The 23,487-nt window shown below is 73.3% G+C and carries 17 protein-coding genes; 2 read left to right on the top strand and 15 right to left on the bottom strand.

The genetic code is table 11. The annotated features are described in order from the left end of the window. Positions 1 to 234: 234 nt before the first annotated feature. From ACFVVA_RS31130 to nrdR, 10 genes are all read right to left on the bottom strand, one after another. On the bottom strand, positions 235 to 1,623 hold the full coding sequence (locus tag ACFVVA_RS31130; protein ID WP_387694091.1) for an ABC transporter substrate-binding protein: 1,389 nt from the start codon (positions 1,621 to 1,623) through the stop codon (positions 235 to 237). A 328-nt stretch (positions 1,624 to 1,951) separates the two neighbouring features. Beyond that, positions 1,952 to 3,166: a cytochrome P450 gene (locus ACFVVA_RS31125; protein ID WP_387694090.1), complete on the bottom strand. Its 1,215-nt coding sequence runs from the start codon at positions 3,164 to 3,166 to the stop codon at positions 1,952 to 1,954. Positions 3,167 to 3,201: 35 nt separating this feature from the next. Then, the gene (locus tag ACFVVA_RS31120) at positions 3,202 to 4,461 is read right to left on the bottom strand and encodes a cytochrome P450 (RefSeq protein WP_387694089.1); all 1,260 of its coding nucleotides are present in this window, start codon (positions 4,459 to 4,461) and stop codon (positions 3,202 to 3,204) included. Next, a complete protein-coding gene (locus tag ACFVVA_RS31115) occupies positions 4,458 to 5,261 on the bottom strand; it encodes an ATP/GTP-binding protein (RefSeq protein ID WP_387694088.1) in 804 nt (267 codons plus the stop codon). The genes ACFVVA_RS31120 and ACFVVA_RS31115 overlap by 4 nt, the downstream gene beginning before the upstream one ends. Then, positions 5,242 to 5,610: a DUF742 domain-containing protein gene (locus tag ACFVVA_RS31110; RefSeq protein ID WP_387694087.1), complete on the bottom strand. Its 369-nt coding sequence runs from the start codon at positions 5,608 to 5,610 to the stop codon at positions 5,242 to 5,244. The genes ACFVVA_RS31115 and ACFVVA_RS31110 overlap by 20 nt, the downstream gene beginning before the upstream one ends. Then, positions 5,607 to 6,044, bottom strand: a complete 438-nt coding sequence (locus tag ACFVVA_RS31105) for a roadblock/LC7 domain-containing protein (protein ID WP_387694086.1) — start codon at positions 6,042 to 6,044, stop codon at positions 5,607 to 5,609. The genes ACFVVA_RS31110 and ACFVVA_RS31105 overlap by 4 nt, the downstream gene beginning before the upstream one ends. Then, entirely contained in the window at positions 6,044 to 7,807 is a 1,764-nt protein-coding gene (locus tag ACFVVA_RS31100; RefSeq protein WP_387694085.1) for an ATP-binding protein, read from the bottom strand. Before ACFVVA_RS31100 ends, ACFVVA_RS31105 begins: the two co-directional genes overlap by 1 nt. Positions 7,808 to 8,091: 284 nt before the next feature. Continuing rightward, positions 8,092 to 8,856 carry an SDR family oxidoreductase gene (locus ACFVVA_RS31095; RefSeq protein ID WP_387694114.1) on the bottom strand — a complete coding sequence of 255 codons (765 nt, stop codon included), beginning with the start codon at positions 8,854 to 8,856 and terminating at the stop codon, positions 8,092 to 8,094. A gap of 170 nt (positions 8,857 to 9,026) precedes the next feature. After that, positions 9,027 to 11,921: a vitamin B12-dependent ribonucleotide reductase gene (locus ACFVVA_RS31090; protein ID WP_387694084.1), complete on the bottom strand. Its 2,895-nt coding sequence runs from the start codon at positions 11,919 to 11,921 to the stop codon at positions 9,027 to 9,029. A gap of 207 nt (positions 11,922 to 12,128) precedes the next feature. Then, the gene (gene nrdR, locus ACFVVA_RS31085; RefSeq protein ID WP_359907050.1) at positions 12,129 to 12,629 is read right to left on the bottom strand and encodes a transcriptional regulator NrdR; all 501 of its coding nucleotides are present in this window, start codon (positions 12,627 to 12,629) and stop codon (positions 12,129 to 12,131) included. Positions 12,630 to 13,080: 451 nt separating this feature from the next. On the opposite strand from nrdR, the gene lexA reads away from it, so the two are divergent. Next, positions 13,081 to 13,866, top strand: coding sequence for a transcriptional repressor LexA (gene lexA, locus ACFVVA_RS31080; RefSeq protein WP_380350895.1), 786 nt, complete (start codon positions 13,081 to 13,083; stop codon positions 13,864 to 13,866). A gap of 174 nt (positions 13,867 to 14,040) precedes the next feature. On the opposite strand, the gene ACFVVA_RS31075 is transcribed toward lexA, so the two are convergent. Genes ACFVVA_RS31075 through ACFVVA_RS31055 form a run of 5 tightly spaced genes read right to left on the bottom strand, consistent with a single transcriptional unit; the run spans position 14,041 to position 21,795 of the window. Continuing rightward, complete coding sequence (locus ACFVVA_RS31075; RefSeq protein WP_387694083.1) at positions 14,041 to 16,155, bottom strand: ATP-dependent DNA helicase; 2,115 nt, start codon at positions 16,153 to 16,155, stop codon at positions 14,041 to 14,043. 12 nt (positions 16,156 to 16,167) lie between these two features. Then, the gene (locus tag ACFVVA_RS31070) at positions 16,168 to 17,991 is read right to left on the bottom strand and encodes an IucA/IucC family protein (protein ID WP_387694082.1); all 1,824 of its coding nucleotides are present in this window, start codon (positions 17,989 to 17,991) and stop codon (positions 16,168 to 16,170) included. Then, on the bottom strand, positions 17,969 to 19,369 hold the full coding sequence (locus ACFVVA_RS31065; protein ID WP_387694081.1) for a lysine N(6)-hydroxylase/L-ornithine N(5)-oxygenase family protein: 1,401 nt from the start codon (positions 19,367 to 19,369) through the stop codon (positions 17,969 to 17,971). The genes ACFVVA_RS31070 and ACFVVA_RS31065 overlap by 23 nt, the downstream gene beginning before the upstream one ends. A gap of 9 nt (positions 19,370 to 19,378) precedes the next feature. Beyond that, positions 19,379 to 20,107: a GNAT family N-acetyltransferase gene (locus ACFVVA_RS31060; protein WP_387694113.1), complete on the bottom strand. Its 729-nt coding sequence runs from the start codon at positions 20,105 to 20,107 to the stop codon at positions 19,379 to 19,381. Then, positions 19,999 to 21,795 (bottom strand): IucA/IucC family protein, encoded by a 1,797-nt coding sequence (locus ACFVVA_RS31055; protein ID WP_387694080.1) that lies wholly within the window; start codon positions 21,793 to 21,795, stop codon positions 19,999 to 20,001. Before ACFVVA_RS31055 ends, ACFVVA_RS31060 begins: the two co-directional genes overlap by 109 nt. A gap of 431 nt (positions 21,796 to 22,226) precedes the next feature. Here ACFVVA_RS31055 and ACFVVA_RS31050 point away from each other — a divergent pair, with 431 nt between their 5' ends. Next, positions 22,227 to 23,423 carry a trypsin-like serine peptidase gene (locus ACFVVA_RS31050; protein WP_387694079.1) on the top strand — a complete coding sequence of 399 codons (1,197 nt, stop codon included), beginning with the start codon at positions 22,227 to 22,229 and terminating at the stop codon, positions 23,421 to 23,423. Positions 23,424 to 23,487: the final 64 nt, after the last annotated feature.

The raw sequence follows: 23,487 nt of genomic DNA, 5'->3' as shown, positions 1-23,487 counted from the left end.
GCAAACCGGTCCGGGGCCCTCCCGGGGGGGGGGCTCGGGTACCGGGGTACCGAACTGGGTTTTCGGCCCCTGGGGGGGGGGGGGTTGGGGGGGGGGGGGGGGGGGGGGGGGGCCCCGCACCGCCCTCGACAGGTGGTCCCAGTGCGCCGGCAGCGGACCGGCGCCTCGGTTGCTCGCGCCGGCAGCAGAGCCAGCGCGTCGGTTGCTCCCGCCGGCAGCGGACCGGCGCGTCGGCTACTGCGGCCAGGCGGCGTCGATGTCGGCAGCCGTCTTCTGGATCGACTGCCCCTCGGCGAACCAGGCGGTCAGCGACTTCCACTCCTGCCCGGCGCCCACGGCCGCCGGCATCAGGTCGGAGCCGTCGAAGCGGAAGGTCGCCGACGGGTCGGTCAGCGCCTCGGCCGACAGCTTGTCGATCGGGTCGGTGTAGAGGCTCTTGTCCACGCCCTGGTTGGCCGAGACCCAGCCGGTCGCGGTCTTCACCCGGCTGCTCGCCCAGGCGGAGCTGGACAGGTAGTTCTGCACCGCCTGGACCTCGGGCCGGCCGGAGAAGGCCGCCAGGAACTCGCCGCCGCCCTCGACCGGATTGGCGATCGACGGGTTCACCGCGGGCAGGTGGAAGGCGAAGACGTCCCCGTCCGGGCCGACCTTGGTGCCCTTGGGCCACTGCGCCTCGTAGAAGGAGGCCTGCTGGAGCAGCATGCACTTGCCGCTCAGGATCGGGGTACCCGCGTCCTGGAAGGTGGTGGTGGCGATCGACTTCACGTCACCGAATCCCGCGTTGACCCAGGCCGGGTTCTGCATCCAGTCGGCGACCGTCTTCATCGCGGTGGTGATCTTCGGGTCGGAGAACTTCACCTGGTGGCCGACCCACTGGTCGTACACCTCGCCGCCGTACGAGCCGAGCACCACCTCCTCCAGCCAGTCGGTGGCCGGCCAGCCGGTGGCCGTTCCGGAGGCGATGCCGCCGCACCACGGCTTGGCGCCGCCCGCCTTGGCGATCCGGTCGCTGAGCGCCATCAGGTCGGCCCAGGTCTTGGGCGCCTCGTAGCCGGCCGCCTTGAAGGCCTTCGGCGAGTACCAGACCAGGGACTTCATGTTGGCGCTCATCGGGGCCGCGTAGAACGTGCCGTTGACCGATCCGTAGGTCTTCCAGATCGGGCTCCACTTGTCCTGGTTGGCGACGGTCTGGGCGGGCGGCTTCACCACCTTGCCGCTCTTCACCATCTGCGCCAGCAGGCCCGGCTGCGGGATGATCGCGAAGTCCGGGGCGTTGCCCCCGGAGACCCGGACCGGCAGCTGGGACTCGAAGTCGTTCGAGCCCTCGTAACTGATCTTGATCCCGGTGCACTTGCCGAACTCGGCCCAGGACTTCTCCAGGTTGTCCGACTCCGGGCTCAGGATCGAGGCGAACATCGTCACCGTGGTACCCGCGTGTCCGGCGTACGGCTGGTACGCGGCGCAGTCGCCGGACAGCGACGCGGCCGATCCGCCCCCGCCACCGCCCGAACCGCCGGAGCTGTTGGAACAGGCCGCGGTCAGCGCCAGCGCCGCCACCAGGGCGGCCGCGGCGACCGGACGACGGCGGTAACCCGGGTGCTGCGCGGTCGGGTTGAGGGTCAATGCGGTTCTCCTCGCCAGGGCGTGCTGCCGACGGTGGGCTGAACGACATCGCGCTGTACCGGAGATGGGCCTGCAGAGGATCACGGACAGGGGATCACGGGCGGGGATCACGGACGGGTATCGCGGACGGGATCACGGGCGAGCCGCGTCCGGACTGATCGAAGACGTTAACGCAGCCGCCGCCCCTCGCCAAGGTCCACGTTCGACCTTCACAAGCCGGTGTCCCGACCGTGACCCGCGACCAGGCGGCTCCCGGACCACCACCGCCAGAAGTCGAAGGCCCCGACCGGAAATCCGGACGGGGCCCAGGGCATGACGACACATCAGGTCAGAACAGCCGGACCGGCAGCTCCCGCAGGCTGTTCACCACCAGCGAGGGGCTCGGCCGCAGCTCGGCGTCCGGCACCGCGAGCGACAGCCCCGGGAAGCGCTCGAACAGCGCGGGCAGCGCGACCCCCGCCTCCAGCCGGGCCAGCGGGGAGCCCGGGCAGACGTGCGGGCCGTGCCCGAAGGACAGGTGGCGGGCCGGGTCCCGGGTGAGGTCGAAGACCTCGGCCGTCACCCCGTGCTGGAGCGGGTCGCGGCCGATCGCGTTGTACGAGACCAGCACCGGCTCACCCGCCGGGATCACCACCTCGCCCACCGGGATGTCCTGCGCGGCGAACCGGAACAGGAAGTTGCTGGTCGGCGGCGTCCAGCGGAGCGACTCCTCCACCACCGCGTCCCAGGACACCCGGCCCGAGCGCACCAGCTCCAACTGGTCCGGGTGGGTCAGCAGCGCCCGCACCGCGTTGCCGATCAGGTTCACCGTGGTCTCGTGGCCGGCCGCGATGATCACCCGCAGGGTGGCCGCGGCCTCCGCGTCGGTCAGCGCCCCGCCCTCGGTGTCGGCCGCCAGCAGCACACTCGCCAGGTCCTCGCCGGGAGCCGAACGGCGCTGCGACACCAGGCCGTTGACGAAGGCGTTCAGTGCGGCGACGGTCGCCTGGATGCCCTCCGGGTTCGGCTTGATGCCGAAGAACCGCTCGTACAGGTCGCGCAGCAGGCCGTGGTCCGACTCGGGAACGCCCAGCAGCGAGCAGATCACCGTCATCGGCAGCGGGAAGGCGAAGGCCGTCTTCAGGTCCACCACCGGCTCGCCCGCCGCCAGGGCGTCCAGCAGCGCCTGGGTGATCTCCTCGACGCGCGGACGCATCAGCTCCACCCGGCGCGGGGTGAAGGCCTGCGCGACCAGCGCCCGCAGCCGGCGGTGCTCGGCGCCGTCCGTGGTCACCATGCTCGGGCCGGGCACCGCCAGACCGATCAGCGGCCAGGTCTTCGGCACCTCGCCGCGCTGGTACGCCGCCCAGTGCGCGGCGTCCTTCACCAGCCGGGCGTCGGTCAGCAGGTCGCGCGCGGCGGCGTGCTGCGTCACCGCCCAGGCGGCGACCCCGCCGGGCAGCTCGACCGGCACCACCGGGCCGGCGGCCCGCAGCAGCGCGCCCTCGGCCGCGTTGTCACGGGCCAGCGGGTCGAGGGCGATTCGGGCCGGGGCAGCGGTCATCGACAACTCTCTTTCGAACGGCGGGTGTTGAATGATCAGGCCGGGTGGCCCGGGGTGAACGAGACCGGCAGTGCCACCAGCCCCCGCACCCAGGCCGACGGCCGCCACACCAGCGCGTGCTCGGCCACCGCCAGCCGAAGGTCCGGCAGCCGGTCGAGCAGCACCTCGATCGCGGTGGTGGCGATCACCTCGGCCGCCTCCTGGGCCGGGAACGGGCAGCCGTGCTCGCCGTACGAGTAGCTCATGTGCGCCCGGTTGCCCTCCGCCGGGCGGCCGTCCGGCTGTCGGACGGCCGGCTGTCGGACGGCCGGGTCGGTGTTGGCCCCGGCGAAGCCGAGCAGGACCATGTCCCCCTCGGCGATCCGCTGGCCGCCCAACTGGGTGTCGCGGACCGCCCAGCGTCCGGCGAAGATCTGGGTCGGGGTGTCCTCCCAGAGCACCTTGTTCAGCACCTGGCTGATGCTGCGCCGGCCGCCGGCCAGCGAGGCGGCGAACCGCTCGTCGGTGAGCATCAGCCGCAGCGCGTTGGAGATCCAGTACGAGCTCGGCTGGTGGCCGGCGATCAGCAGCACCCGCAGGTCGCGCATCACCTCGTCGTGGGTCAGCCCGGCCGGGTGCGCCAGCATCCGCGAGGCGACGTCGGCGCCCGGGTACTCGGCCTTCTCCTCGACCAGCGCGAGCATCAGCTCCAACAGCCGCTGGGCGCCGGCCGGCGCGTCCGGGCCGCCGTCCAGCATCGCCAGCAGCGCCGTGATCAACTGCGGCGCCTGCTCCTCGTCCAGGCCGAGCACCCGGCACAGCACCAGCAGCGGCATCCGGTGCGCGTACTCGGCGACCAGGTCGGCCTCACCGCGCCCGGCGAACTCGTCGATCAGCCGGTCGGCGATCTCCTCGGCATGCTTGCGCAGCTCGTACGGGTCGATCCCGGCCAGCGCGTCGGTGACCGCGCGCGAACGCCGGACGTGCTCCTCGCCCTCGGCGTAGAGGATCGACGGCACGGGCGCCATCATCGGCTTCAGCGGCCAGTCGGCGGGCAGCGTCTCCCAGGCGTGCCAGCGGCTGGAGTCGCGGCCGAACAGCTGCGGCCGGCCGGTCACCTGCTGGAGCTCGCGGTAGCCGATGACCAGCCAGGCGGGCACGCCGCCGGCCAGCTCGACCGGGGCGACCGGGCCGTGCGCGGCGCGCAGCTCGCGGTAGAGCTGGGACGGGTCGGTCTGGAAGCGCGGCCCGTACAGCGGCGTGGCGCCGGGGTGCGCCGGGCAGCCCGGGGGCGGGGTGGCGGCGGGCTCGGTCACGGGGTGCTCTCCTCGTAGATCACGGTGCGGGACCCTGCCTGGGCGGGCTCCTCGGCCCCGGCGGCAACGGCCCGGGCGGCAACGGCCCCGGCGGCAACGGCCGGAGCGGCCCCGCCCGTCAGAAGCCCCTCGTCGGCCCCGGCCAGGGCGGCCAGGTGGTGGACCAGGGCGATCAGCACCTGCTTGCCGGACTCGCGGTCGCGCGCGTCGCAGTCCACCAGCGGTACCCCGGCCGGCAGGTCCAGCGCCTCGCGGACCTGCTCCAGGGTGTGGCCGGGCTCGCCGAAGTTGTTGCGGGCCACGATGAACGGCGTGCCGTGGTGCTCCAGCCGGTCGATCGCGTACCAGGAGTCCTCCAGCCGCCGGGTGTCCACCAGGACGACCGCGCCGAGGGCGCCGCTGAACAGCCGGTCCCAGAGGAACCAGAAGCGCTCCTGGCCGGGCGCGCCGAACAGGTACAGCACCTGGCGCTCGGAGAGGGTGATCCGGCCGAAGTCGAAGGCGACCGTGGTGGAGCGCTTGCCCCAGGCGCCGGCCGGGTCGATGCCCTCGCCCGCCCTGGTCATCACCTCTTCGGTGTTCAGCGGGCGGATCTCGCTGACCGAGCCGACCAGGGTGGTTTTGCCCACCCCGAAGCCGCCGACCACGACGATCTTCAGCGCGTTGTCGGCCGTCGCCCGCAGCGGGGTGCGCGGGCCGGCGGGCCGGACGCCGGCGTCAGCAGCGGCAGCGGCAGCGGCAGCGGCAGCGGCAGCGGCAGCCGCGTCGGCGTTCCACGCATCAGAGCCGTTGGAGGCCATGCAGCACCTGCTTCAGCGTGTCGAGGTCGGGCAGCCGGGCCTTGTTCGGCGCGAACCGGGGGTGGCGGGCGGTGACCGCCCCGGACTCCAGCAGGTCGCCGAGCAGGATCTTCACCACCGAGATCGGCAGCCCCAGCTCCGCCGCCACCTCCACCACGGCGGTCGGGGCCCCGCACATCCGCAGGATCCGGGCGTGCTCCGACTGCATCCCGGGCGCCGGCTGCCGCTCGGCGACGATCAGGGTGACCAGGTCGAAGGCGTTCTCCGGCGCCCGGCTTCGGCCCCGGGTGATGGTGTAGAGACGGTCCGGGTCGTCGTCACGGCCCGGCAGCACCGGCCCGGCAGTCATATACCGGCGCTCTCTTGCGCGGCGGCCTCGCCCTCCGCCTCCCGGGCGGGCGCGCTGAGGTGGACCCCGATCTGCTCGATCAGGCCGTGCATGTTGTGGCCGATCACGCCGACGTCCGCGTCGTCGTCCGTGACCACCGCGAGGTGCGCGCCCTCACCGGCCGCCACGATGCACAGGATGCCGCCGTGGAACTCGGTCATCGACTGCCGCACGCCGCCGCTGCCGTCGCCGAACTCGATGGAGGCGCCGTGCGCCAGGCTCTGCAGGCCGGAGGCGATGGCGGCCAGCTGGTCGGCCTGGTCGGTGCTCAGCCCGGCGGTGTGGCAGAGCTTGAGGCCGTCGGCGGAGAGGACCAGGGCGTGCCGGGTGCCGGGGGTCGCCGCCAGCAGGTTCTCCAACAGCCAGTCGAGGTCGCGGTCGGTGGCGCTGCTCATCAGGTGTCCTTCTCGGTGACGGGGGAAGCGTCGGGCATGGTGTCGGGATCCGTGGTCGGCGCCCCGGCGGGGGGCTGCTCGGCCCCCGCGGGACGGGCGGCGGCCCGGCGGAACGCGCCGAACCGGGCGGCCGCGCCGACCGCGTCGGTGCTCACGGCCTTCGCGGTCCGGGCCGTCGCGGAGGTGCTGGTCGCCAGCGTCTGTCCGCGCCGGCGCTGCGGCAGGCCGCTGTCGGTCATCCGGGCGGGCGCGCTGGACGTCTGCGTCCCGGTGGCGGTCGGCGTCCCGGCCGGGGTCCGCTGCGCGGAGGGCGCCGGAGGCGGGGAGGCGGGCACCGGAGGCAGGGAGACGGGTGCGGGGCGCGCCGAGGTGAGCGCGGGGCGCGTGGTCTCCACGGGCGGCTTCTGCGCCGGGACGGACGCCTGGACGGGCGCCGGGGCGGCGGTCGGCACCGGGTGCGTGACGAGCCGCGGCGGGATCAGCATCACCACGCCGGTGCCGCCGCGCGCCGACGGCCGGAAGGAGATCTGCAGCCCGTGCTTGCGCGCCAGCACGCCGACCACCGCGAGGCCCAGCCGGGTACCGGCGGAGAGCGTGGTGAGGTCCAGCGGCTCGGCGCAGACGGCCCGCTCGGCCCGGCGCAGCCAGCTGTCGCTCAGCCCCAGCCCGCTGTCCTCGACGGTGACCACCAGCCCGGCCGGCACCTCCTCGACGTAGACGTGCACCTCGGCCGGCGGGGCGGAGAAGTTGGTGGCGTTGTCCAGCAGTTCGGCCAGCGCGTGCATCACGCCCTCGGCCGCGTACCCGGCGACCGCGGCGGTGCTGGCGTTGTGCAGCCGCACCCGCTGGTAGGCGCCGATCCGGCCGAGCGCGCCGCGCAGCACCGACTCCACCGCGATCGGCTTGGCCCAGCGGCGGCCCGAACGGGCGCCGGTGAGCACCGCGATGCTGTCGGCCATCCGGCCCGCCTGGGCGGTCGAGTGGTCCAGGCTCAGCAGGTCGCCGAGGACCTCCTCGTCGTGCCGGTGCTGCATCTCGCGCAGCTCGGCGTGCATGCTCGTGGCCAGCGCCTGGACCCGCCCGGCGGCGGTCGCGCAGACGGCCAGCGCGGCTGCCCGCAGCCGCTCGCCGCGGCCGATCTCCTCGCCGACGGCGCGCAGCAGCGCGTACTGGGGGTGCTTGCGGTGGGCGGCCAGCGCGCTGTCCACCGCGGCGCCGGCCCGCAGCTTCGCCACCACCTCGGGCAGCACGCCCTCGACGATCCGGGCCAGCTCGGCGCGTTCCGACTCCGCCCGGGTCCGCTCCGTCTGCGCCCCGGCCCGCTCGGCGTCCAGTTCGGCCCGCAGCCGGGCCAGCTCGGTGTGCGCGGCGGTGACGTCCGCCTCGGCGCGGGCCTGCTCGGCGCGGGCGGCGTCCCGCTCGGCGAGCGCGGCGGCGGTGCGGTCCGCGGCGGCCGTCTCGGCCTGCCGGGCCGTGCCCGCGGCGACCAGTGCGGCCCGGGTCTCCTCGTGTTGAGCGGCCAGCTCCTCGGTCAGCCCGCGGGCGCGCTCCGCACCGGTCGAGGCGAGGCCGACGGCGATCAGCCAGAGCACCGTGACGGCAACCACCGCGAGGGCGGTGAGCGGCTGGTGCGCGCCGAACGCCCGGACGACGCCGACCGGCGCGGCGACCAGCGCCAGCAGCACGGCGGCCGCGGTCAGGGCGACGGTGCGCGGCGCGGGCCGTCGGCGCGATCCGCCGTCGGGGCTGGTGGCTTCTCTCATCGGTGCGGTCCTCGGCAACGTCGGCGGGCGGCGGCGCGGGCGGCGGGTCGGCGACGGTCGCGGCCACCGACAGCCGGGTCGGGCGCATACCGGACCGCCCGGCGACGTCATGAAACGTCTCCGGGCGTCTGATCGGTTCACGCTTTCGGCCGATCATATCGATTCAGACATAGGCCTCAAGTGGCCAGTTGACGGCCAATCTCCTGCTTTCACACCGTCCACACCACACTGCGACACCGCCGACGCCCACCCGCGTGCCACGGTTCACACCCCGGTGGCCGGCCCTATCGGCCGCCGAACCGCCGTTCCAGCGCCTCCTCGAAGGTCCCCCGGCCCACCGCCCGGTCCGGCGTCAGGTTGCCGCCCGCCCGAAACCCGCGGCCGGCCGCGCCCGGCACGCGCAGCGTCAGCAGCAGTCGGCGCCTGCCGGCCGCCCGCAGGTAGGCCTCGGCCAGCTCCCGGTACGAACGCACCTGCGGGCCGCCCACCTCCGGCGCGAAGCCGGCCGGCTCCTCCCCCACCAGGTCCGCGACAGCCGCCGCCACCTCCCGCACGTCCACCGGCTGGCACGCCGTCCCGCTCAGCACCGGGAAGACCGGCAGCTTCACGGAGGCGTCGAAGAACCTCAGCACCAGGTCGTGGAACTGCGTCGCCCGCAGCACCGTCCAGCCCAGCCCCGACTCCCGCACCACCCGCTCACAGGCGAGCTTCGTGTTGTAGTACGCGATCGGCACCCGGTCGATCCCGACGATCGACACGTACACCAGGTGCCGCACCCCGGCCTCCCGGGCCCGCGCCACCAGCGTCCGGACCCCGGCCAGGTCCTCCTTCTTCTGGGTGGTCGCGCAGTCCACCACCACCTCGACCCCGGCCATCGCCTCCGCGATCCCGGCGCCGCTCACCAGGTCGCCCACCGCCCACTCGACCCCGTCACCCCCGTCACGCGCCCGCCGGCTCAACCCCCGCACCGCCACCCCGCGCGCCACCAGCAACCGCACCACCTCCCGCCCGAGCGTCCCCGTCGCCCCGGTCACCAGCACCGTCCCCATCACCGCACCACTCCTTCTCGGCAGAACCCGTCACCCCCTACGGACCGGACACCACCCCCGAACGTGACATCGGCAGTCACGGGAACACGAAAAAGGCGGGGCGAGGACCGTGAAGTCCTCGCCCCGCCTCAGGTTTTCACCTCATCGGGTGAAACCGGGGTCGAGCGTGATCAGCTGCAGCCGCTGGTGGAGCCGCAGCCCTCGCAGAGGTAGCAGCTGCCGGCGCGGCGCATCTTGGTGCCGCAGGAGAAGCAGAGCGGGGCGTCGGCGTTGAGGCCGAGCTGGATCTCCATCAGCTCCGTGGAGTTGTGGGCCTGCTTCGGGGCCGTCCTGGGCGCCTCGACGGCCGGGGCCGGGACCACGGCCGGCTTGGCGGCGACCGGGGCAACCGGAGCGGACTGGGCGAGCGACTCGGTGTCGAGCTCCTCGGCCTCCAGCGGCTCGTACGAGCCCGTCTCCAGGTGGCGCTGGCGCTCCTCGACGGAGTGGATGCCGAGCGCCGAGCGGGTCTCGAACGGCAGGAAGTCGAGCGCCAGGCGGCGGAAGATGTAGTCGACGATCGACTGCGCCATCCGCACGTCCGGGTCGTCGGTCAGGCCGGCCGGCTCGAAGCGCATGTTGGTGAACTTCGAGACGTACGTCTCCAGCGGCACGCCGTACTGGAGGCCGACCGAGACGGCGATGGAGAAGGCGTCCATCATGCCCGCGAGGGTCGAGCCCTGCTTGGACATCTTCAGGAAGACCTCGCCCAGACCGTCGTCCGGGTAGGAGTTGGCGGTCATGTAGCCCTCGGCGCCACCGACCGTGAAGGAGGTGGTGATGCCCGGGCGGCCCTTGGGCAGGCGCTTGCGGACCGGGCGGTACTCGACAACCTTCTCGACCACGGCGGCCGGGGCAGCCGCCTCGGGCTTGGACTCGGAGTCCTTCTTCTTGGCCGAGAGCGGCTGGCCGACCTTACAGTTATCGCGATAAATCGCGAGCGCCTTGACACCCATCTTCCACGCCTCGAAGTAGATCTCCTCGATCTCCTCGACGGTGGCGGACTCGGGCATGTTCACGGTCTTGGAGATGGCGCCGGAGATCCAGGGCTGGATCGCGGCCATCATCCGCACGTGCCCCATGGCCGAGATGACACGCTCGCCCATCGCGCAGTCGAACACCTCGTAGTGCTCGGCCTTCAGGCCGGGCGCGTCCACCACGTTGCCGTGCTCGGCGATGTGGGCGACGACCGCCTCGATCTGCTCGTCCTGGTAGCCGAGGCGCTTGAGGGCGCGCGGGACGGTGCCGTTGACGATCTGCATCGAGCCGCCGCCGACCAGCTTCTTGAACTTGACCAGGGCCAGGTCGGGCTCGACGCCGGTGGTGTCGCAGTCCATCATCAGGCCGATGGTGCCGGTCGGGGCGAGAACCGAGGCCTGGGCGTTGCGGAAGCCGTTCTGCGCACCGACGCGCAGCACGTCCTGCCAGGCCTTGTTGGCGGCCAGCCACACCGGGGCGTCCAGGTCGTCGTGGGAGACGGCGTCCAGCGAGGCGTCGGCGTGCTGCTTCATGACCTGCTGGTGCGGGGCCGCGTTGCGGGCGTAGCCGTCGTACGGGCCGACCACGCCGGCGAGTTCGGCGCCGCGGCGGTAGGCGGTGCCGGTCATCAGCGAGGTGATGGCGCCGGCCAGGGCGCGGCCGCCCTCGCTGTCGTAGGCGTGGCCGGTGGCCATCAGCAGGGCGCCGAGGTTGGCGTAGCCGATGCCGAGCTGGCGGTAGGCGCGGGTGGTCTCGCCGATCTTCTCGGTGGGGAAGTCCGCGAAGCAGATGGAGATGTCCATGGCGGTGATGACCAGCTCGACGACCTTGGCGAAGGTCGCCGCGTCGAAGGAGTCGTCGTCGCGCAGGAACTTCATCAGGTTCAGCGAGGCGAGGTTGCAGCTGGAGTTGTCCAGGTGCATGTACTCGGAGCAGGGGTTGGACGCGTTGATGCGGCCGGACTCCGGGCAGGTGTGCCAGTGGTTGATGGTGGTGTCGTACTGGATTCCGGGGTCGGCGCAGGCCCAGGCGGCCTCGGCCATCTTGCGGAACAGCTTCTTGGCGTCGACGGTCTCGATGACCTCGCCGGTCATCCGGGCGCGCAGGCCGAATTCGGTGCCGTTCTCGACGGCGGTCATGAATTCGTCGTTGACGCGGACCGAGTTGTTGGCGTTCTGGTACTGGACGGAGGTGATGTCGTCCCCGCCGAGGTCCATGTCGAAGCCCGCGTCGCGCAGGGCGCGGATCTTCTCCTCCTCCTTCACCTTGGTCTCGATGAAGGCCTCGACGTCCGGGTGGTCCACGTCGAGCACGACCATCTTGGCCGCGCGGCGGGTGGCGCCGCCGGACTTGATGGTGCCGGCCGAGGCGTCGGCGCCGCGCATGAAGGAGACCGGGCCGGAGGCGTTGCCGCCGGAGGAGAGCAGTTCCTTGGAGGAGCGGATCCGGGAGAGGTTGAGGCCGGCGCCGGAGCCGCCCTTGAAGATCATGCCCTCTTCCTTGTACCAGTCGAGGATCGACTCCATGGAGTCGTCGACGGACAGGATGAAGCAGGCGCTGACCTGCTGGGGCTGCTTGGTGCCGACGTTGAACCAGACCGGCGAGTTGAAGCTGAACACCTGGTGGAGGAGGGCGTGCGTCAGCTCGTGCTCGAAGATCTCGGCGTCGTCCTTGGTGGCGAAGTAGCCGTGCTTCTCGCCGGCGGCGCGGTAGGTGAGCACCACGCGGTCGATGATCTGCTTCAGGCTCCACTCGCGCTGCGGGGTGCCGACGGCGCCGCGGAAGTACTTGGACGTGACGATGTTGACGGCGTTGACCGACCAGAAGTCGGGGAACTCGACGCCGCGCTGCTCGAAGTTGATCGAGCCGTCGCGCCAGTTGGTCATGACGACGTCACGCCGCTCCCAGCGGACCTCGTCGTACGGGTGCACGCCAGGAGTGGTGTAGATGCGCTCCATCGGGAGGCCGCCCTTCGGCGCCTTGGCGCCCTTGACCGCGGCCTTCTCGGACTTCGACCCGCGCGCGGAACCGCTCGTGGTGTCTGTCACTTCTCGCTCCTCCTCCTGGGCAAACGCCCGAAGTGCCCTGAAAAGTCCGGGCACTGCTGGTTCGTTCTTCCGGTGTGCGGGCAGGCGGAGACCTTGCCTGCTTACGCACGGTTTGTAGTGTTCTGTGCCCAGTTTTCGGGCACGCGTGGGCCCCACGGGGCCGTGGTGGTGCGACGGGGCCCGCCCGGGGCCCGGTGCCGGCGCCCGCTAGGGCGCGGCGGCGGAGACGGACACGGGGGTGTCGTCCGCCTCGGGGGCGCGGGGCCGTTCGACGCGGAGTTCCGCGATGGCGGCCTCGAAGTCCTCAAGTCCGTCGTACGCCTGGTACACGGAGGCGAAGCGCAGGTAGGCGACCACGTCGAGCTCCTTGAGCGGGCCGAGTATGGCCAGCCCCACGTCGTGGGTGGTCAGCTCGGCGTTGCCGCTGGCGCGCACGCACTCCTCGACCCGCTGCCCGAGCTGGGCCAGCGCGTCCTCGGTGACCGGGCGGCCCTGGCAGGCCTTGCGGACGCCGGTGATGACCTTCTGCCGGGAGAACGGCTCGGTGACGCCGCTGCGCTTGATGACCATCAGTGCGGCCGTCTCCACCGTGGTGAAGCGGCGGCCGCAGTCCGGGCACTGCCGACGGCGGCGGATGCAGCTGCCGTCCTCGGTGGTCCGGCTGTCGACAACACGGCTGTCGGAGTGCCGGCAGAAGGGGCAGTGCACCTCGGGATCCCTCCCTGGCAGAACGTTCGGACCTCTTGAGTCTATGCGATGTGCCCCCGGCCTGGGCAAGCCGATCATGCGGGGTGACCACTAGTACTGGGCACGGATGATGACTGTAGCCACTACATCTAGGAGTCCGGGGGAGGTGAGCACCATGGCGTGTCGATGCCGCGACGGCGCCGATTAGACTGCCGGAGTCGAGTTCTGCTCGAACATTTACTCGATGTACAACAAAGCCTTGATCGAGTCAGTCAACTCCCGAATAATTCACTCGAACGTGTGTTTGGCGCAACCTTTCGATAGGAGGCGCGTTGGGCTGGAAAAGGGGAGAGGACAGCCGTCGAGAGGGGCCGCCGTGAACACGATCGAAAGCAACACCATCCCGGTGCAGGAACACTCCCAGTTCAAGGTGGGGCAGCGCACCACGAATCAACAGGGTCTGGACATCAGCATGGACCGTAGCGAAGACCACCGTCTCCCCGGCGCGGCCCTGTCCGGAACGGCCCGCGTTCCGGACCAGCCGATCGAACACTCCGCCGCCCTGGACGACGGCCATCCCTCCCCCGCCCGCGCGATGCCCGGCCGCCCCCCCGGGATCCGCACCGACGAGGCCGGTCTCACCGAGCGCCAGCGCCGGGTGATCGAGGTCATCCGGGATTCCGTCCAGCGCCGCGGCTACCCGCCGTCCATGCGCGAGATCGGCCAGGCCGTCGGCCTGTCCAGCACCTCCTCGGTGGCCCACCAGCTGATGGCCCTGGAACGCAAGGGCTTCCTGCGCCGGGACCCGCACCGCCCGCGCGCCTACGAGGTCCGCGGCGTCGAGGTGGCCCGCCCGAACACCGCCGAGACGGCCGGCCGCCCGTCCACCTCCTACGTCCCGCTGGTCGGCAGGATCGCCGCCGGCGGGCCGATCCTGGCCGAGCAGACGGTCGAGGACGTCTTCCCGCTGCCCCGCCAGCTGGTCGGCGAGGGCGAGCTCTTCGCGCTCACCGTGCGCGGCGACTCGATGATCGAGGCCGCCATCTGCGACGGCGACTGGGTCACCGTGCGCCGCCAGCCGGTCGCCGAGAACGGCGACATCGTGGCCGCGATGATCGACGGCGAGGCCACCGTCAAGCGGCTCAAGCGCGAGGACGGCCGGATCTGGCTGATGCCGCACAACTCGGCGTACGAGCCGATCAACGGCGACAACGCGACCATCCTGGGCAAGGTCGTCGCGGTCCTGCGCCGCCTCTGACTCCTGTGCCGCGACCTACGGCACCGGGAAGGGGCTCCACCGCTCGTGCGGGGAGCCCCTCCGGCATTGCGGCCCGGCAACCCACGGGGCCCCGGGACGCGCGATCCCGGGGCCCGCAAACCCGGAAGCCCGCGGCCCCCGGCCCCGGAACGCCGGGACCGAGGGCCGCGGCCCTCAGCCCCGCTTCACCACCGGCCGCACCGGCGCCGCCGAGGCGTCGATCGCCGCCAGCGAGCGGCGCACCTGGTTGCGGTCCGTGGTGTACCAGAACTCGGGCATCGAGGACCGGAAGAAGCTCCCGTACCGCTTGGTCTCCACCCGCGGGTCCAGCACCGCGACCACGCCCCGGTCGTCGGCCGCGCGCACCAGCCGGCCCGCGCCCTGCGCCATCAGCAGCGCCGCGTGCGTCGCCGCGACGGCCATGAAGCCGTTCCCGCCGCGCTGCTCGACGTCCTTCTGGCGGGCGCTCATCAGCGGGTCGTCCGGCCGGGGGAACGGGATCCGGTCCATCACGACCAGCTGGCAGGCCGAGCCGGGCACGTCCACGCCCTGCCAGAGCGAGAGCGTGCCGAACAGGCAGGTGGTGGCGTCCGAGGCGAACTCCCGGATCAGCTCGCCCAGGGTGTCCTCGCCCTGCAGCAGGACGCGCTGGTCCAACCGCTCGCGCATCGCCTCGGCGGCCGTCTGGGCGCCCCGCATCGAGGAGAACAGCCCCAGCGTCCGCCCGCCGGCCGCACCGATCAGCTCGGCCAACTCGTCCAGCATGTCCGGCCGTTCGGGGTCGCGCCCGGGGTCGGCGAGGTGCTTGGCGACGTACAGGATGCCCTGCTTGGGGTACTTGAACGGCGAGCCGACGTCGATCCCGCGCCAGTGCGGCACCGCGTCCTCGCCGAAGGCCGGACCGGACTCCGGGTTGTCCCCGGCGGTGCGGACGTCCGGCAGCCGCGTCTCGGAGGGCAGGCCGACGGAGGCGGCGACGCCGTTGAAGTCCCCGCCGAGCTTGAGCGTGGCCGAGGTGAGGACGACCGAGCGCTCCTTGTACAGCCCCTCGCGCAGCAGCCCGGAGACGCTCAGCGGGGCGACCCGCAGCGAAGCGGTGCCCAGCCCGTAGCGGTCGCTGCGCTCGATCCAGACCACGTCGTACTCGGAGTCCTCCAGCAGCCGCTCGGCCGTCTCGTGCAGCGCCTCGGCCGAGGCCATCGCCTGCTTGCGGACGGCGTCCTCGTCGCTGAGCCCCTTGTCCCTGGTCTCGCCCAGCGAGCTGATCACCTGGCGGGAGGCGTCCCGGATCGCGGTGACCGCGTACGCCAGGTACTCGGGCAGTTCCTCGACCCGGCCGGGCTGGGCGGTCTCCATCAGGCCGTGGTAGTTCTCGGCGGCGGCCTGCAGCGCGTCGACCGCCTTCTCGTTGGCCAGCCGCGCGGCCCGCTTGACCGCCCGGTTGACCGCGCCGACGGTCAGCTCGGCGGTGGCCGCGCCGGTGACCCGGTTGACCAGCTCGTGCGCCTCGTCCACGATCAGCAGCCCGTGCTCGGGCAGCACCGGCGCGCCCTCGATCGCGTCGATCGCGAGCATCGCGTGGTTGGTGACCACGACGTCCGCCAGCTTGGCCCGCTCCCGCGCCTTCTCCGCGAAGCACTCCTGCCCGTACGGGCAGCGGGTGGCGCCGAGGCACTCCTTGGAGGTGACCGACAGCTGGGCCCAGGCCTTGTCGGAGACGCCGGGGCTGAGGTCGTCGCGGTCCCCGGTGTCCGTCTCGTCGGCCCAGTCGCGCAGCCGCAGCACGTCCTTGCCGAGCTTCCCGGTGGGCCCGCCGAGCGCGTCCACCGGGTCGAACAGGCCCTCGCCCTCTTCGCTCGGGGTGCCCTCGTTGGCCCGGTGCAGGCACAGGTAGTTGGAGCGGCCCTTGAGCATCGCGAACAGCGGCCGGCGGCGCAGCACGGGGTGCAGCGCCTCGACGGTGCGCGGCAAGTCCCGTTCCACCAGCTGGCGTTGCAGCGCCAGGGTGGCCGTGGCGACGACCACGCGGTCGCCGTGGGCGAGTGCGGGCACCAGGTAGGCCAGGGACTTCCCGGTGCCGGTGCCGGCCTGGACGAGCAGGTGCTCGCCGTGGTCGACGGCGTCGGCGACGGCCTCGGCCATCCGGACCTGACCGGGGCGCTCCGCGCCGCCGACGGCCGCCACCGCGGCGTGCAGCAGTTCGGGGATCCGCGAGCGCGGGACGGCGACGGCTTCCTCGGCCTCGTCGCCGAGGGCCGTCGCGGGCTGGGATTCGGAGTCGTTCGTCATGACCCTCCCACCCTACGGGGCGGGGGTGACAATCCGGTCCCGCTGCCCGGGCAGTCGCACGTCCACCGCGACCAGCGCGTTCGGCACGGTCCCGTGCCGGGCGGCGTGCGGGCGGTGCGGGCGGTCCTGGTAGCCGTCCAGCAGCAGCCGGTTGCGGTTGAGGCAGAGCCGGTCGATCCGGGGGCGGAACAGGTCGAACAGCTCGAAGCGCTCGCCCAGCTCGGGGAAGCGGTCCTGGTAGCGCAGCACCTCGGCGCGCAGCAGCGCCCAGAACTCGGTCTCGGGCAGTCCGGTCTGCGCCTCCAGCAGCGGGGCGAGGTAGCGGAAGACGCCGATGAAGAGCCCGGAGTGGATGAACTGGCAGAGTCCCTGCGGGCTCTCCCGCAGCAGCACCTCGGCGACCTCGGCGGGCAGTGCGCGCAGTTCGGGCAGGCTCTGCGCGCTGAGGTTGACGTCGTCCACGAAGTCCTTGACCGCGAGCCGGACCGGCACGTCGGACGGGTCGAAGACCACGATGGCGTTCTCGCCGTGCGGGGAGAAGACCAGCCCGTAGCGGTAGAGGAAGTGCAGCAGCGGCGGCATCGTCGCGGCGAACAGCCGGGCGGTCCAGTCGCCGGGGAGCAGGCCGGAGCGGTCGATCAGCTCGGCGGCGAGCGCCCGCCCGTCGGAGCCGGTCTGCAGCAGCGCGGCCAGGGTGCGGGCCCGCTCGCCGCCGTCCAGGAAGGGGCCGAGCGGCTGGCGCCAGATCGCGCCGAGCAGCTCCTTGTACTGGTACGGAGCCTCGGGCAGCTCGCGGTAGAGCGGGTGGTCGACGGTGACGGAGGCGATCTCGCCGAGCAGGATCACCCGGCACTCGTCGCGCAGGTACGGGTCTGCGTCGCGCAGCCCGAGCAGCCAGGCGGTGACGGCGGGCGCGGCCAGCGTGCGCTCGACCGGCAGGCCGCGCCAGACCAGGGTGTTCAGGACGGACAGCGGCAGCTTGACGGTGCAGCGCTCGGGGTGGGCGGTGTTGAAGAAGGAGCGGATGGACTGCTGGGGCAGCCGTGGGTCGCCGTCCGAGGGCAGCGGGACGATCTCGCCGGAGGCGATCCAGGGGGCGAACAGCGGCAGGATCGTCTCGTCCCACTGCCAGGGGTGGACGGGCAGCAGCAGGTAGTCCCCGGCGTCCGGGCCGAGCGCGGCGCGCAGCGCGTCGACGTCGTCCAGCTCGCGGGCGTACAGCTGCTCGGGCCGTTCCAGGCCGGGCACCCCGCGGTACTCGGCGAGCCGGCGGTGGACGGCGATCCAGGGCAGCGGGCGGGGGCTGCGGGCCTCCGGGGCCCAGCGGGCGGCGTCGGTGCCGGAGAAGCCGATCCGGCCCTTGTTGGGCACGATCCAGGGGTGGCCGGTCTGCCGGCCCTCCAGGGCGGCGTGGTCGAGGTCGGCGAGTTCGGCGGCGGTCAGCGCGGTGGCGAGCTGGCGGGCGTCGGCGGTCAGGGTGGCGCAGAGCTCGCGGATCAGGTGGCCGGTGGTCTCGCCGCGCATGCCGAGGGTCTGCCGGGCGTACGGGAGGAAGCGCAGCGGGTCCAGGCCGTCCGGGCGGGTGCAGCGGACGGACTCGGGGTCGACCTGCCAGCTGTCGTAGGCGCCGCGCCGGGCGGTGAAGCGGTACTCGGCCTCGGGCAGCTCCAGCCGGTACTCGCCGGGCGCCTCGCCGGGGACGGGCCGGAGCAGGTCCTCGTAGGCGAACTCGCCCAGCATCTTGGCCAGCAGGGCGCGGCCGGCCCGCTGCCAGTGCCCGGCGGTGAGGTGCGGGGGCAGGTGGAGCGGCGGTTCAGCGGCCGACGGTTGCGGCACGGGTCAACTCCTGGGGGCGGGGGACGACGGGGGTCCGGTGGTGGGACGCGGGGTCGGCGGCGGGTACGGGCGGTGCGAAGCCGGTCCAGGCGGTGCGGTCGGGCAGCCGGTGGACGGTGCGCCCGGTGACGGCGTTGAGGATCACGGCGGCCCGGTGGGCGCCGAGTCCGAGGTCGGGGGTGCCGACGCCGTGGGTGTGGAGTTCGGCGTTCTGGACGTACAGCCCGCCGGTGAGTTCGGGGCGGGTGGCGACCCGGTGGTCCAGGTCGACCCGGTAGCGCCCGGCCTCGTCCCAGTCGATCAGCTCGGCGAGCGGTTCGAGGGCGGCCGGGCGGGCCGCCCGGTAGCCGGTGGCGAGCACCAGGGCGTCGGTGCGCAGCAGGTGCTCGGCGCCGGAGTCGGTGTGCCGGCAGTGCAGTTCGAGGCCGCCGCAGGGGCCCGGTCGGGCGGCGGTGACGGCGGTGCCGGGGGTGATCTCGACCGGGGCGGTGCCGATCGGGCGGCCGATGGTGCGCTCGTAGAGGTGGTCGTGGATCTCGGCGAGGGTCTCGGTGCTGGCGGCCTTGTGCAGCTGCCACTGGGCGGCGACCAGCGCGTCCCGGACGGGGGCGGGCAGGCTGTGGAAGTAGCGGGTGTAGTCGGGGGTGAAGTGCTCCAGGCCGAGCTTGGAGTACTCCATGGGGGCGAGCGCCCTGGTGCGGGTGAGCCAGCGCAGCCGGACGCCGTCGCCCTCGTGGCGCCGGAGCAGGTCGAGGAAGACCTCGGCGCCGGACTGTCCGCTGCCGATCACGGTGATGTCCCGGGCGCCGGCCAGGTCGGCGCGGCGGTCCAGGTACTCGGCGGAGTGGAAGGCGTGCGGGTGGCCGGCCAGCGCGGCGAAGGCCTCGGGGAGGACCGGCCGGGTGCCGACGCCGAGGGCGAGGTTGCGGGCCCTGACCTCGGAGCGCCGGCCGGTCGCGGTGTCGGTCAGCTCGGCGCGGTACCAGGGCGCGTCCCAGTGCAGGGCGGTGACCTCGGTGCCGAAGCGGCAGCCGGCCAGCCGTTCGGCGGCCCAGCGGCAGTAGTGGTCGTACTCGCGGCGCGGCAGCTGGAAGCGCTCGGCGAAGTAGAACGGGAAGAGCCGGTCCTGGTCGCGCAGGTAGTTGAGGAAGGACCACGGGCTGGTCGGGTCGACCAGGGAGACCAGGTCGGCGAGGAACGGCACCTGCATCCGGGCCCCGTCCACCAGCATCCCGTGGTGCCAGCGGAACTCCGGGCGCTGGTCGCAGAAGAGGGTGCGCAGGCCGGGGACGGGCTCGGCGAGCGCGGCGAGCGAGAGGTTGAACGGGCCGATGCCGACGCCGAGCAGGTCGTACGCGGGGGGTGTCGAGGTGTCCACAGGGGTTTCCTAGGCGGGGAGTTGGGCCTGCGCGGCGGGCCCGTCGGCCCGGTCGCGGACCATCAGGGCGGCGCGCTTGCCGGGCAGGTCGAGTTCGGCGGCGGCTCGGAATCCGGCCCGTTCGAAGGCCCGGACGGACCGCCGGTTGCGGACGTCCGGCTCGGCCACCACCCGTTCGCAGCGCGGATTCCCACGAAGAATCAATTCTGCGAGGGCGGCGAGGAGGACGGCGCCCAGCCCTCGGCCGCGGCTGGCGGCGGGGCCGAGCAGCAGGTGCACGCCGGTGTCGTGCGGCCGGGCGGGGTAGTGCGCGGCGAGCGGGTCGAGGTCGGCGCGGTAGACCTCCCAGTAGCTCATCGGCTCGCCGTCGAGCAGGCCGAGGCAGGGCAGGCTCCGGCCGTCGCCGTCCTGCTGGGCCCGGACGTGCCGCTCGGTGACCTCCGGCGGCCCGGCGAGCTCCCAGAAGGCGTCGACCTCCGGGTCGTTCATCCAGCCGGCGAGCAGCGCCAGGTCGGCGGGCAGCAGCACCGGGCCGAGCCGGAACTCGCCCGCCGGGGTGGGCACCGGACCGAGCCGGAACTCGCCCGCCGGGGCGGGCACCGGTGCCCGCCCGGGCAGCTCGTGCGGCATCAGGCGCCCGCCACCGGGTTGGGGATGTCCACGTACACGGACTGGCTGGCGACCGGGCCGACCAGCTCGTCCATGCCGTTGATCCGGGTGAGCAGGTTGGCCTTGCAGGGCAGTGTGGGGGCGTCCAGCAGCAGGGCGGGGAGCGCCGAGCCGGTGGCGGCGGCCCGCGGACCGGCCAGGAACCGGCGCAGCGCCGCCAGCAGCACCGTTTCGTCGGCGAGCCGCTGGGAGCCGAAGGCGCCGATCAGGCCGAGCACGTGGTTGATGCCGAGGTAGTAGGCGAAGTGGTGGTCGATCACCTCGTCCGGCAGGAAGGTGTCGCTGTCCGTGCCGAGCCCGGGCAGCCGGGCGGCGAGCGTGCCGGCGGCGCTCTCCCGGTAGTAGTAGCCCTGGTTGTCGCGGTAGCGGCCGCCGCACGGCCAGCCCTCGGCGTCCAGCAGCACGAGGCTGTTCTGCTGGTGCGCCTCCAGGGCGATGCCGCCCCGGCCGTCCAGCCAGAGGATGGGCAGCACGACCGCGTCCAGGTAGCGCAGGAACCATTCGGCGGCCACCGTCCGCAGCGGGCGGGCGCAGCGCAGGGCCAGCGCCCGCAGGAGGTCGCCGAGCCGGGAGGGCACGGTGTCGCCGCCGCCGAGCGGTTGTTCGGCGACCAGCCCGGCCACGCACAGCGCGCGGTCGGTGGGTGCGAAGGGCTGGGCGCGCAGCACGGTGTCCAGGCCGTTGGGGTCGCCGAGGTCGGGGTGGTCGACGCCGATCCAGGCGGGGTCGCGAACGATGTCGAAGCCGGGGTGGGCGGCCCGCCACTCGGCGGCCAGCCCGCTCTCCAGCAGCCGGTGCATCTCCAGGCCGCGGTGCAGTTCCTTGCGCAGGTTCTCCCGGCGGGAGTTGGTGATCCGCAGGCCGAGCGAGAGCTTGAGCATCCACGGGGTGCCGGGCCGGTAGACGGTGCGCACCGAGGAGGTGGGGTACCAGGGTTCGCCGGCCGGGCCGAGGTCGTGCAGCAGCCCGTCGGCGAGCAGGGCGGCGACGGCCGGGCGGTGGGCGAGTTCGCGGGCCTGCCAGGGGTGCAGCGGGACGGCGGCGGTGCCGGGCGGCAGCGCCGGGCCGCCGTCGAGCAGGCCGGCGGTGAGCTGCTCGGCGCTCTCGGCGACGGCGGAGCCGGCCGCGAGCAGTTCGCGGTCCACCGCGTACCAGTGCAGTTGGAAGGAGCCGTGCAGTTCGGGCGAGTAGGCGGCGCTCTGGGCGGGGCCGAGGCCGTCGCGGCTCTTGGGCGTGGGGTGCAGCGGGTGGCCGAGCAGCAGGGACTGTTCGGCGGCGAGGAAGTGCGAGCGCTCCGGCCCGCCGGGTACGGCGGCGGTGCGGCGGTGGGCGAGGATCTCGGCGGTGCGCACGACCGAGTCGGCGACCCGGCCGGCCAGGTCGGCGACCTGCCCGGGGTCGGGCCGTTCGGCGGCCGCGGCGGCGAGCAGCGCGGCGGCGGTGACGGCGTCCACCGGGGCCTCGGCGCCGCCCTCGCCGGCCGCGAGGGTGGCGGGGCCGAAGCGGTGCCAGCCGCCGGGCGACCAGTAGCGGACCGGGGCGGTGAGCCGGGCGGCCCCGCCGAGGACGGCGATCCGCAGTCGGCCGTCCGGGCCGGGCCGGGCTCCGGTCTCCCGCGTCCAGCAGCGCAGCAGGGCCTCCAGTCCGGCCTGTTCGGCGGCGACGGCCGGGTCGGGGTGCAGCAGCAGGTCGTGTCCGAAGGCCCGTGCCGCGGTGGGCGGCGGTACGGGCGGGGCTCCGGTGAGGGCGGTGCTCAAGGCTGCTCCTTGGGGCGCGTGGGGGTGCGGACGCGCACTGTGGTGGAGGGGATCGGCGGGCACTCGCACCGTCGCGTCAGGTAAGGGTTACCTATCCATGACGGGTGATCACAAGGAGCGCTCACTCGTCCGGGTGAGAATCGGCGATTGTGCACATTCGGGACCGGATGCCCTGCTGGGCCGGTGCACCGGCCGGGCCCGGATCACGGATCGGTGACCTCCGGCCGGCGCCGCAACCCGGGGGGCGGGCACCGCCGTCCTCCTGTGCGATGGAAGACTCCACGACGGCGGACCGCCGCACCGCGAACCGGCCGGGCACCCACCGCCCCGGTGTGCGGCCGCCCACCGCGGCACCGTCCGGCGAGCCGGGACCACCCGGTGACCCGGCACCGCCCAGCACCCACCGCCCGAGCACAGGGGGAAGCGCACAGATGCCAACGATCCACCGGTCAGCCCTGGCCGCCGCCCTGGCCGCGGGCACCCTGCTCGCCGTGAGCGCCTGCGGACCCGACGGCCCGGCGGGCGTCGGGACCAGCCCCGCGCCGCCGCCCTCCTCCGCGGCGGCCCAGGCCGCGGGCGCGGGCGGGGCGATCGGCGGAATCACCCTCCCGTCCGGGCTGCCGACCAGCCTGCTGGAGGGACTGCCCAGGAGCTGGGACGACCTGAAGAAGTGGAAGTTCGAGGACTGGGACAAGTGGGCGTCCACGCACGTCTTCAACAACCCGGTGGTGAAGGACTTCTGGGACCCGGACAAGATGGGCGACTCCAAGCCCGCCGAGCCGGCCCCGCCCGCCGCCAAGCCCGCCCCCGCCACCCCCGCGCCGTCCACCGACGACGGCGTGACCGACCCCGAGCCCCCGGTGGTCAAGGCCCTGGCGGTGCCCCGCCCGTACACGAAGCAGCCCTCCGGAAAGGTGTTCTTCTCCGCCCAGGGCGGCCGCGGCAACTGCTCGGCGACGGTGATCACCGACCCGCAGCACCCGGGGAAGAGCAACCTGGTCTGGACGGCCGGCCACTGCGTGCACGAGGGCAAGGGCGGCAACTTCTTCAAGGACCTGGTCTTCGTGCCCGCCTACAACAACTCGGGCGCCTCCAGCGGCGGCAAGCGGGCCCCGCTGTCCGAGCTGGCCCCGCTGGGCACCTGGTGGGCCGACCAGGTCACCGCCTCGCCGCAGTGGATGGTCGAGGGCGGCGGCAGCGGCGACGCCGCCAACCAGTACGACTTCGCGGTGATGCGCGTGCGCAACCAGAACGACACCGGCAAGTCCCTGGAGGAGACGGTCGGTTCGGCTGTTCCGGTCTGGTTCGACGCGCCGCGCGACCAGCTCAGGGTCTCGGCCGTCGGCTACCCGCTCGTCAAGCCGTTCGACGGCCAGGAGCTGTACAAGTGCGACGGCGGCAAGCCGACCCGGCTCTCCTTCGACGCCAAGCGCCCGACGATGCTGACCATCGGCTGCACCATGACCCAGGGCGCCAGTGGCGGCGGCTGGTTCGCCACCATGCCCGACGGCAGGACCGCCCTGGTCAGCAACACCTCGATCGGCACCCAGGAGCACACCTCGCTGAGCGGCCCCTACCTGGAGGCGGTCGCCCGGCAGGCACTGGACTGGATCTCGAAGAAGAAGTAGCAGCCGTACGAGGGAAGCAGCCGCCGCCGGGGGGCGGCACGGGACCACCAGCACAGCACGGGGG

The sequence above is a fragment of the Kitasatospora sp. NPDC058048 genome, assembly GCF_042885555.1.
Lineage (GTDB): Bacteria > Actinomycetota > Actinomycetes > Streptomycetales > Streptomycetaceae > Kitasatospora > Kitasatospora lactacystinica.
The sequence above is the reverse complement of the archived record's forward strand: the minus strand, read 5'-3'. Positions and strand labels throughout refer to the sequence as shown.